We start from the raw sequence: 10433 nt of genomic DNA on the forward strand, positions 1-10433 counted from the left end.
CCTCCTCGGGGGCTTGTTCGCCCACAGCTGAATCGGCCGCGCCCGTCACTCGCGCGGACCCCTTGGCCTGTGCTCTCACCGGCTTGTTGGACACCCGGCCAGCCTAAGCCCGGCCGCCCGAGCCCGCCCGGACCTCAGGTAACACCACCCCGATTGGCCTCTCGCCGCACAGCATGCCCGTACGTCCGGCATCCTTGTGATTGATCGCACTGTTTGAGGCGTCCGGCAAAATGGGGAACACGGTCCCCTGAGCTGGTCGACATAGGAGAGAGACTCGTGGACGACGTTCTGCGGCGCGCCCCGCTCTTCGCGGCGCTCGATGACGAGCAGGCCGCGGAGCTCCGCGCCTCCATGAGCGAGGTGACTCTCGCACGCGGTGACGCCCTGTTCCACGAGGGCGACCCCGGTGACCGGCTGTACGTCGTGACCGAGGGCAAGGTCAAGCTGCACCGCACCTCACCCGACGGCCGCGAGAACATGCTGGCCGTCCTCGGCCCGGGCGAGCTGATCGGCGAGCTCTCGCTGTTCGACCCGGGCCCGCGCACCGCCACCGCCACCGCCCTCACCGAGGTCAAGCTCCTCGGCCTGGGCCACGGCGACCTCCAGCCCTGGCTGAACGCCCGGCCCGAGGTGGCGAGTGCCCTGCTGCGCGCGGTGGCCCGCCGCCTGCGCAAGACCAACGACCAGATGTCCGACCTGGTCTTCTCCGACGTCCCGGGCCGCGTGGCCCGCGCGCTCCTGGACCTGTCGCGCCGCTTCGGCGTGCAGTCGGAGGAGGGCATCCACGTCGTGCACGACCTGACGCAGGAGGAGCTCGCCCAGCTCGTCGGCGCCTCCCGCGAGACCGTGAACAAGGCCCTGGCCGACTTCGCCGGCCGCGGCTGGCTCCGGCTGGAGGCCCGCGCGGTGATCCTGCTCGACGTGGAGCGGCTCGCCAAGCGCTCGCGCTGACGCACCCGCATACGCGAGAGGGGTCCTGCCCGGTGGTCCGGGCGGGGCCCCTTCGTGCTGCCACGGGCCCCGCCCACCCCGGCCCGCCCGCGACCGGGCACAGTGGGCCCATGGAACCTCGGGGAGTGGACGCGTACGGGTACTTCGAGCGGGAGGGCTCGCTGGGCCGGGTGCAGGAGCCGTTCGCGCCGGTCGTCGCCGCTGCGCGCGCCCTGATCGCCGACGCGTACGGGCCCCGGCTGCACAGCGCCTACCTGTACGGGTCCGTACCGCGCGGCACCGCCCGCCCGGGGCGCTCCGACCTCGACCTGCTGCTCGCCCTGCACCACGAGCCCGCCGACGAGGACCGGGACACCGCCGAGGTGCTGGCACGGACCCTGGACGAGGAGTTCCCGCAGATCGACGGGGCCGGCGTGCTGCTGTACGGCAGGGACCGGCTGCTGAGCGAGCAGGAACGTTACGACATGGGCTGGTTCCTGGCCTGCCTGTGCACCCCGCTGCTCGGCCCCGACCTGGCCGAGGAGCTGCCCCGCTACCGCCCGGACGCCCGGCTGGCCCGCGAGACCAACGGCGACCTGGCCGCCATCCTGCCCCGCTGGCGGGCCCGGCTGGACGAGGCGGCCACGCCCCGCGACGTCCGGCGGCTCAGCCGCGGCCTCGCCCGGCACCTGGTGCGCACCGGGCTCATGCTCGTCATGCCCCGCTGGGGCGGCTGGACCAGCGACCTCGCCGAGTCCGCGGAGGTCTTCGCCCGCTACTACCCGCAGCGCGCGGCGCAGATGCGGGCCGCGGCCGCGGTGGCGCTGGAGCCGGTCTCCGACCCGGCCGTGCCGCGCGCGTTCGTCGAGGACCTCGGGCCGTGGCTCGCGGAGGAGTACACGGCCCGGCTCGGCACCAAGACCCCGCGCTAAGCGGCCTCGGGGAAGTGGGGTGCGTTTCCGCGTCGTCCGGTGCGGTGCATCGGCGTGCTGCCGCATCGCCCTCCTCAGGCGCGGCTCGGCAGGGCTTCCGCCAGGTCCTCGACGGCCCGCTTGGCCTCGGCCAGGTCCGCCCCGGTGGCCGCCCGGTACGCCTTGATCGCCTCGATGGTGCGGCCATCGCGCAGCAGCGCCCGTACCGCGTCCAGGCCGGCCGGCTCCGGCTCCTCGATGCCCAGGTGGTCCAGGACCAGGCCCAGGCGCCGCTCCAGCCGCTCCGCCCTGCGCTCCAGTGCCTTCGTGCGCAGGGTCACCGTCGAGGCGGTCCACGCGGCGCAGGCGAGCAGGGCGAGCAGCAGGATCAGCATGTTCATTCAGGTCCCCCGGGGATCAGTCCGTGATCTCGAAGGTACTCCAGCTGGGCCCGCACGGACCATTCGGCGGCGGGCCACAGGGAGCGGTCGACGTCCGCGTACACGTGGGCGACGACCTCCCGGGGGGTGGTGTAGCCGTTCTCGACGGCGGTCTCGACCTGGGCGAGCCGGTGCGCGCGGTGGGCGAGGTAGAACTCCACCGCGCCCTGCGCGTCGTCCAGCACCGGGCCGTGGCCGGGCAGCACCGTGTGCACGCCGTCGTCGACCGTCAGCGAGCGCAGCCGGCGCAGCGAGTCGAGGTAGTCGCCGAGGCGCCCGTCGGGGTGGGCGACGACGGTGGTGCCGCGGCCGAGGACCGTGTCGCCGGTCAGGACGGCCCGGTCGGCGGGCAGGTGGAAGCAGAGCGAGTCCGCGGTGTGCCCGGGGGTGGGGACCACGCGCAGCTCCAGGCCGCCGGTGCGGATCACGTCCCCGGCGGCCAGCCCCTCGCCGCCGAGGCGCAGGGCCGGGTCCAGGGCGCGGATCTTGGTGCCGGTGAGCTCGGCGAAGCGGCCGGCGCCCTCGGCGTGGTCCGGGTGGCCGTGCGTGAGGAGGGTCAGCGCGATGCGCTTGCCCGCCCGCTCGGCGGTCTCGACGACCGCGCGCAGGTGCGCCTCGTCCAGCGGGCCGGGGTCGATGACGACGGCGAGGTCGGAGTCGGGCTCGGAGACGAGCCAGGTGTTGGTGCCGTCGAGGGTCATGGCCGACGGGTTCGGGGCCAGGATGTTCGTGGCGCGGGCGGTGGCCGGGCCGGAGGAGACCACTCCGCGCGGTTGTCCGGGCAGGGCTGCGGCATCGGTCACGACCCACCTCCGAAGGTGACGCGCTTGGTGAACTCGTCGTGGCCGGGCCAGCTGAGCACCACCTCGCCGTTCTCCAGCGCCGCCTGCGCCAGTACGGGGGCCAGGTCCCGGCCGGCGGCCGCGGCGAGGGCGTCGGCGGCGCTCCGGTACGGCTCCAGGGACCGCAGGGTGGAGATGGTGGGCGGCATCATCAGCAGCTCGCCCTTGTCGTAGCCGTCCGCGGCGTCGGCGGGGCGGATCCAGACGGTCCGGTCGGCCTCGGTGGAGGCGTTGCGGGTGCGCTGGCCCTCGGGGAGGGCGGCGACGAAGAACCAGGTGTCGTAGCGGCGCGGCTCGAACTCGGGGGTGATCCAGCGGGCCCACGCGCCGAGCAGGTCGGAGCGCAGCCGCAGGCCGCGGCGGTCGAGGAAGGCGGCGAAGGACAGCTCGCGGGCGACGAGGGCCTGCCGGTCGGCCTCCCAGTCCTCGCCGGTGGTGTCCCCGACGACGGTGTCGGCGGTCTCGCCCGCCAGGAGCACGCCCGCCTCCTCGAAGGTCTCGCGGACGGCCCCGCAGACGATGGCCTGGGCCGTGCGGGCGTCGGTGCCCAGGCGGGCCGCCCAGGCGTCCAGGCCAGGCCCGGCCCAGCCGACGAGGCGGTCCTCGTCGCGCGGGTCGACGGCGCCGCCGGGATAGGCGTACGCGCCGCCGGCGAAGGCCATGGAGGCGCGCCGGCGCAGCATGTGCACGACCGGTCCGGCCGCGGTGTCCTTCAGCAGCATCACGGTGGCGGCCCGTCTGGGCGCCACCGGCGTGAGGGAGCCGTCCGCGAGCGCGCGGATCAGGTCGGGCCACTCCGGCGGGTACCACTGCCCTCCGGCGGGGGTGGCTCCGTGTGTCTGCTGCTGTCCCTGCTCACCGTTGGGCATGCCCGGGATGCTACGGCCATCCGGCCCGATGTTCGAGAGCTGCCTGCCCTGGGCGGGCCCGCGCGCCGTCGGCGGGCCCGCGCACCGTGGGCGTGCGGGCCCGGCAGGGCCCCGGGGATCCCTCGGGGAGCCCCGGGTGCGTCCGGGGCCGGTCAGGCCTCGGGCAGCAGCTCGACCTGGATCTCGACCTCGACCGGGGCGTCCAGCGGGAGCACCGCCACGCCCACCGCGCTGCGGGCGTGGACGCCCTTGTCGCCGAGCACCTCGCCGAGGAGCTCGCTCGCGCCGTTGAGGACGGCCGGCTGGGCCGTGAAGTCGTGGGCCGAGGCGATGAAGCCGACGACCTTCACCACGCGCGCGATCCGGTCGAGGTCGCCCGCGACGGACTTCACGGCGGCCAGGGCGTTCAGCGCGCAGACCGCGGCGAGCTCCTTTGCCTGCTCGGGCGAGACCTCGGCGCCGACCTTGCCGGTGACCGGCAGGCTGCCCCTGACCATCGGGAGCTGGCCCGCGGTGAACACGTAGTTGCCCGAGCGGACGGCCGGCTGGTACGCGGCCAGCGGCGCGGCGACCTCGGGCAGGGTCAGGCCGAGGTCGGCCAGCTTCGCTTCGACGGCGCCGCTCATGCCTTCTCCCGCTTGAGGTAGGCCACGAGCTGCTCGGGGTTGTTCGGGCCGGGCACGACCTGGACGAGCTCCCAGCCGTCCTCGCCCCAGGTGTCCAGGATCTGCTTGGTGGCGTGGACCAGCAGCGGGACCGTCGCGTATTCGAACTTCTTGGTCATGGGGGCGAGCGTATCGCCTGTCGCACGGGGGAAACGCCCGGCCGGAGCCGGCGACGGCGCGGCGGGACCACGGCGCGACCGCCGCGGCCGGCCCCCGGATCCCACCGGAGGGAGAGGGTCCTGCGCGGCGCGAGGGCCGAATGGTTAGGCTCAGAGGCTGTGAGCAGGCTCCAGGTGGTCAGCGGCAAGGGCGGAACCGGAAAGACCACGGTTGCCGCGGCACTCGCGCTCGCCCTCGCACGCGAGGGCAGGCGGACGCTTCTGGTGGAGGTCGAGGGCAGGCAGGGGATCGCACAGCTCTTCGGGACGGAGGAGCTCCCGTACGAGGAGCGCCGGATCGCCGTCGCCCCGGGCGGCGGGGAGGTGTTCGCGCTCGCCATCGACGCGGAGCGGGCGCTGCTGGACTACCTCCAGATGTTCTACAAGCTCGGGTCCGCCGGCCGCGCGCTGAAGAAGCTCGGGGCCATCGACTTCGCGACGACGATCGCGCCCGGGCTGCGGGACGTGCTGCTGACCGGCAAGGCCTGCGAGGCGGTGCGCCGCAAGGACAAGGCCGGCCGGTACGTGTACGACCACGTGGTCATGGACGCGCCGCCGACGGGGCGGATCACCCGCTTCCTGAACGTCAACGACGAGGTGGCGGGGCTGGCCCGGTTCGGGCCGATCCACAACCAGGCGCAGGCCGTGATGAACGTGCTCAAGTCCCCGGAGACGGCGGTCCACTTGGTCACGCTGCTGGAGGAGATGCCCGTCCAGGAGACCGCCGACGGGATCGCCGAGCTGGTGGGGGCCGGGCTCCCGGTGGGGCGGGTCGTGGTCAACATGGTCCGGCCGCACCATCTGGACGAGGAGGCGCTGCGGGCCGCGGGCAACGAGCAGCGCGCCGGCGTGGCCCGGGCGCTGTCCCGGGCGGGCCTGGGCGGCGCCCGGCGCGGCGGACAGGCGGAGCGGCTGGTGGAGCCGCTGCTCGCGCAGGCCGCCGAGCACGCGAGCCGGGTGGAGCTGGAGCGCGAACAGCGGGCCGTGCTGCGGGAGCTGAAGGTGCCGACGTACGAACTCCCGCTGCTCGGCGCGGGGATGGATCTGGCCGGACTGTACGAGCTGGCCTCGGAGCTGCGGAAACAGGCGGGCGAGGAATGAGTGAGGCCGTGGGCGCGTCGTCGTCGCCGGAGCTGTCCGTGGACCGGCTGCTGGACGACCGCGACACCCGGATCATCGTGTGCTGCGGCGCGGGCGGGGTCGGCAAGACCACGACGGCCGCGGCCCTGGGCCTGCGGGCGGCCGAGCGGGGCCGGAAGGTGGTCGTGCTGACCATCGACCCGGCGCGCCGGCTGGCCCAGTCGATGGGGATCGACTCCCTCGACAACACCCCGCGCAGGGTCACCGGTGTGGCCGGCGACGGCGGTGAGCTGCACGCCATGATGCTGGACATGAAGCGGACCTTCGACGAGATCGTCGAGGCGCACGCGGACCGGGAGCGGGCCGGGGCGATCCTGGCCAACCCCTTCTACCAGTCCCTGTCGGCCGGCTTCGCGGGCACGCAGGAGTACATGGCGATGGAGAAGCTGGGGCAGCTGCGGGCCCGGGACGACTGGGACCTGATCGTGGTGGACACCCCGCCGAGCCGGTCCGCGCTGGACTTCCTCGACGCGCCGAAGCGGCTCGGGTCCTTCCTGGACGGGAAGTTCATCCGGGTGCTGATGGCGCCGGCGAAGGTCGGCGGCCGGGCGGGGATGAAGTTCCTCAACGTCGGCATGTCGTTGATGACCGGCACGCTCAGCAAGCTGATGGGCGCCTCGCTGCTGAAGGACGTGCAGACCTTCGTGGCGGCGATGGACACGATGTTCGGCGGCTTCCGCACGCGCGCGGACGCGACGTTCCGGCTGCTTCAGGCTCCGGGGACGGCCTTTCTGGTGGTGGCGGCCCCCGAGCCGGACGCCCTGCGCGAGGCCGCGTACTTCGTGGAGCGGCTGGCCGCGGAGCGGATGCCGCTGGCCGGGCTCGTCCTCAACCGGGTGCACGGCAGCGGCGCCGACGGGCTGTCCGCCGAGCGCGCCCTGGCCGCCGCAGACAATCTTGAGCGGGGCGGCATTGTGGATCAGGAGGCCGGGAAAGCTGGACTTCGTGACTCGGCCGCAGAAGACGGGTACGCGGAACCGGGCCCGGACGGGGACGGGGACGGGGACGCGGGCTCGGACGCAGACGCGGGCGAGCGCGAGGACACAGGCACGAACGCGGACACGAACGCGACGGCGGGCGCGGGCGCGGGCTCTGACGCGGAAGCGGACGACATCGCGGCAGGACTGCTTCGCCTGCACGCCGAGCGCATGCAGGTGATCGCGCGCGAGCAGCGCACGCGCGACCGGTTCACCTCACGGCACCCCGAGGTGGCGGTGACCGAGGTGGCCGCCCTGCCCGGCGATGTGCACGACCTCGCCGGGCTGCGGGCCATCGGAGAACGACTCGCGGCCGGGATTCCGGCCGGAGCGTAGGAGACCGTACGGCGACGGATGTACGCGGAACCGCGGGGGGATCTACCCGGCCGCCGCGTACGTCTCGTACGGGACGTCCATCTCCGCATCGGCATCCAGGGTGAGGATGCCCGTGCTGCGTTCGTACTCCATGCGGGCGGTTTCGAGCAGCCGCCGCCACGAGGTGACGGTGGGACGCCGGCGCAGCAACGCGCGACGCTCCCGCTCGGTCATTCCGCCCCACACTCCGAACTCGACACGATTGTCGAGCGCGTCGGCCAGGCACTCGGTCCGCACCGGACACCCGGTGCACACCGCCTTGGCCCTGTTCTGTGCCGCTCCTTGAACGAACAGTTCATCCGGATCGGTAGTGCGGCAGGCTGCCTGCGCACTCCAGTCGGTTACCCAGCCCATCCCGGCGCCGTCCTCTCCCGAATCGAGGCTCCCCCACGGCGGTAGCGGCATATTCACCGCTGCCAGTTGAGGACGTTACGGAAGGCGGGGACGGCGCAACACCCCCGACGGGCCCAATCTTGAATGGTCCGAACGGACTATGGGTAAGCGGCAGATCACCCGACGGAGTGATCGAACGACATGCCGGACCATTCCGGCGATGAGGATGAAATCGGCGGACTGGGGGCGGACGGCCGTCAGAGTGGGCGGTGAGATTCGGACATAAGTCCACCCTGTTCGGGGAGGGTGAATATCAAGCCGAGGGGTTGATGTCGCACCGCACTGCTGTGACAGTTGGGGACAGCTTAGGCCAAGGCATTCGCGCCTGTCCGGCGAATGAGAACGTAGGCTGCCCTCCATGGGTAAGAAGCGCTCGGGCGCCGGGCTCACGGGGCCGCAGCAGGCCGCCAAGTTCCTCGGGCTGTCCGTTCTCTCCGGAGTCGTACTGGCAGGCATCGCCATCCCGGGCGCCGGGGCCCTCGGGCTGGCCGCCAAGGGCACGGTCGAGGGGTTCGACGAGATCCCGGCCAATCTCAAGACCCCGCCGCTCAGTCAGCGCACCACGATTCTGGACGCCGAGGGTGGCCTGATCGCCACGGTCTACTCGCGTGACCGGCAGGTGGTCCCGCTCACGGCCATCTCGCCGTACATGCAGAAGGCGATCGTCGCGATCGAGGACTCGCGCTTCTACGAACACGGCGCCGTCGACCTCAAGGGCATCCTGCGCGCGGTCAACCGCAACGCGCAGGAGGGCGGCGCCGCCCAGGGCGCGTCGACGCTCACCCAGCAGTACGTGAAGAACGTCTTCGTCGAGGAGGCCGGCGACGACGAGACCAAGGTGCGCGAGGCCCAGGAGAAGAGCCTCGGGCGCAAGATCCGCGAGCTGAAGTTCTCGATCCAGGTCGAGGAGGAGCTCGGGAAGAAGAAGATCCTCGAGAACTACCTCAACATCACGTACTTCGGCCAGCAGGCGTACGGCATCGAGTCCGCCTCCCAGCGCTACTTCAGCAAGCCGGCCAAGGACCTCACCCTGGACGAGTCGGCGCTGCTCGCCGGCCTCGTGCAGTCGCCCAGCCGGTACGACCCGGTGAACGACAGCCAGGAGGCGATGAAGCGCCGCAACGTCGTCCTCCAGCGGATGGTCGACGTGAAGGACATCTCGCAGGCCGAGGCGGACGAGGCGAAGAAGAAGCCCGTCCAGCTGAAGGTGACCCGGCCCAAGAACGGCTGCATCACCGCCGTCAAGGGCGCCGGCTTCTTCTGCGACTACGTGCGCAACACGTTCCTGACCGACCCGGTGTTCGGCAAGACCCGCGAGGAGCGGGCCAAGCTCTGGAACCGGGGCGGCCTGACCGTCCGTACGACGCTGGACCCGCAGTCGCAGGACTCGGTCAACGAGTCGATCAAGGACCACGTCAGCCAGGACGACAAGGTCGCCACGGCCGTCACCCTGGTGCAGCCCGGCACCGGCCGGGTCGTCGCCATGGGCCAGTCCAAGCCGTACGGCTTCAACAAGAACGAGACGCAGATCAACTTCTCCGTCGACAAGCGGATGGGCGGATCCAGCTTCGGCTTCCCGACCGGCTCGACCTTCAAGCCGTTCGTCGCGGCCGCGGCCCTGGAGGAGGGCATCTCGCCCGGCAAGGTGTACTCCTCCCCGTACCAGATGGAGTACCCGAGCCCGGTGCAGACCTGCGGCGACAAGCCCTGGGTCAACACCGCCCACGAGCGCTTGGAGAACGAGCAGGAGTCCGAGGTCGGCCCGTACGGCATGAACCAGGCGATGGCCAAGTCGGTCAACACCTACTTCGTGCAGATGATCACGGAGACCGGCGTGTGCCCGGTGACCGAGATGACCACCAAGCTCGGCGTGGTCCCGGCCGACGGCACCAAGCTGCCCGAGGTCCCGGCCATCGCGCTCGGCACCGAGGGCATGTCGCCGCTGACCATGGCCAACGCGTACGCGACCTTCGCCAACCGCGGCGTGTACTGCACCCCCGTCTCCATCGAGTCCATCACCGACGCCCACAACAAGGCGCTGTCCGTACCGAAGTCCAAGTGCGAGCGGATGATGTCGGAGCGGACCGCCGACACGATCAACAGCCTGCTGCTCGGCGTGGTCGACTCCGGTACGGGTACGGCGGCGGGCCTGACGGACCGGCAGAGCGCCGGCAAGACCGGCACCACCGACAACCGCTACAACGCCTGGTTCGTCGGGTACACCCCGAACATGTCCGGCGCGACCTGGGTCGGCTCGGGCGGCTCCAAGCAGGTGTCGATGGAGAACATCACCATCGGCGGCCAGTACTACGACAAGGTGTACGGCGGCGGGCTGCCCGGCCCGATCTGGAAGCAGGCGGTCAGCGGTGCCCTCGCCGGCCGCGAGGCCCCGAGCTTCGTCATGGTCGGCATCCCCGACACCGGGAACCCCGGCGGCACCGGCCGGCCCACCCCGCCGACCAACCCGACGAAGCCCAACAAGCCGAGCAAGCCCGCCAAGCCGGGTGGCGACGGCAAGCCCGGCGGCACCACCACGGACGGCACCACCGGCGGGGGCAGCACGCCGACGAACCCGTTCCCCGGGGTCACCCTGGAACCGGGCCTGATCGGCGGCCGCGACACGGAGTAGCGCGACCGGAGAACGACGGGGGCGAGGGGGGGGGGGGGGGGGGGGGGGGGGGTGGTTTTATCCTAGGTTTACTGCTGGTTTCGCCGTGCGCTTGTTTTTTCTGT

At 72.2% G+C, this 10433-nt stretch carries 11 protein-coding genes; 5 read left to right on the forward strand and 6 right to left on the reverse strand.

Annotated elements, in window-relative coordinates:
- The first annotated feature begins 276 nt into the window (after positions 1-276).
- Positions 277-951, forward strand: coding sequence for a Crp/Fnr family transcriptional regulator (locus tag AC068A_RS21255; protein WP_010473292.1), 675 nt, complete (start codon positions 277-279; stop codon positions 949-951).
- A 110-nt stretch (positions 952-1061) separates the two neighbouring features.
- Positions 1062-1862 (forward strand): nucleotidyltransferase domain-containing protein, encoded by an 801-nt coding sequence (locus AC068A_RS21260; protein ID WP_478587050.1) that lies wholly within the window; start codon positions 1062-1064, stop codon positions 1860-1862.
- 74 nt (positions 1863-1936) lie between these two features.
- Here the strand turns inward: AC068A_RS21260 and AC068A_RS21265 are convergent, their stop codons facing one another.
- The 5 genes from AC068A_RS21265 to AC068A_RS21285 all read right to left on the reverse strand — a co-directional run bounded on the left by AC068A_RS21265 (position 1937) and on the right by AC068A_RS21285 (position 4776).
- Positions 1937-2242: a hypothetical protein gene (locus tag AC068A_RS21265; protein ID WP_478587052.1), complete on the reverse strand. Its 306-nt coding sequence runs from the start codon at positions 2240-2242 to the stop codon at positions 1937-1939.
- Positions 2239-3084, reverse strand: coding sequence for an MBL fold metallo-hydrolase (locus AC068A_RS21270; RefSeq protein ID WP_478587054.1), 846 nt, complete (start codon positions 3082-3084; stop codon positions 2239-2241). The genes AC068A_RS21265 and AC068A_RS21270 overlap by 4 nt, the downstream gene beginning before the upstream one ends.
- Positions 3081-3992: an NUDIX hydrolase gene (locus AC068A_RS21275; protein ID WP_478587056.1), complete on the reverse strand. Its 912-nt coding sequence runs from the start codon at positions 3990-3992 to the stop codon at positions 3081-3083. The genes AC068A_RS21270 and AC068A_RS21275 overlap by 4 nt, the downstream gene beginning before the upstream one ends.
- A gap of 152 nt (positions 3993-4144) precedes the next feature.
- Positions 4145-4618: a RidA family protein gene (locus AC068A_RS21280; protein ID WP_478587058.1), complete on the reverse strand. Its 474-nt coding sequence runs from the start codon at positions 4616-4618 to the stop codon at positions 4145-4147.
- Positions 4615-4776 carry a Sp36 family protein gene (locus AC068A_RS21285; protein ID WP_007264966.1) on the reverse strand — a complete coding sequence of 54 codons (162 nt, stop codon included), beginning with the start codon at positions 4774-4776 and terminating at the stop codon, positions 4615-4617. The genes AC068A_RS21280 and AC068A_RS21285 overlap by 4 nt, the downstream gene beginning before the upstream one ends.
- Positions 4777-4935: 159 nt before the next feature.
- On the opposite strand from AC068A_RS21285, the gene bagA reads away from it, so the two are divergent.
- Together bagA and bagB are read left to right on the forward strand one after the other, a co-directional pair.
- Positions 4936-5916 (forward strand): ATPase BagA, encoded by a 981-nt coding sequence (gene bagA / locus AC068A_RS21290; protein WP_478587060.1) that lies wholly within the window; start codon positions 4936-4938, stop codon positions 5914-5916.
- Positions 5913-7268 (forward strand): ATPase BagB, encoded by a 1356-nt coding sequence (gene bagB / locus AC068A_RS21295; protein WP_478587062.1) that lies wholly within the window; start codon positions 5913-5915, stop codon positions 7266-7268. Before bagA ends, bagB begins: the two co-directional genes overlap by 4 nt.
- Before the next feature lie 42 nt (positions 7269-7310).
- Here bagB and AC068A_RS21300 read toward each other — a convergent pair whose 3' ends face one another.
- Positions 7311-7661: a WhiB family transcriptional regulator gene (locus tag AC068A_RS21300; protein WP_478587064.1), complete on the reverse strand. Its 351-nt coding sequence runs from the start codon at positions 7659-7661 to the stop codon at positions 7311-7313.
- A 397-nt stretch (positions 7662-8058) separates the two neighbouring features.
- On the opposite strand from AC068A_RS21300, the gene AC068A_RS21305 reads away from it, so the two are divergent.
- On the forward strand, positions 8059-10329 hold the full coding sequence (locus AC068A_RS21305; RefSeq protein WP_478587066.1) for a transglycosylase domain-containing protein: 2271 nt from the start codon (positions 8059-8061) through the stop codon (positions 10327-10329).
- Positions 10330-10433 lie beyond the last annotated feature (104 nt).

It is taken from the genome of Streptomyces sp. NPDC043854 (assembly GCF_056436005.1).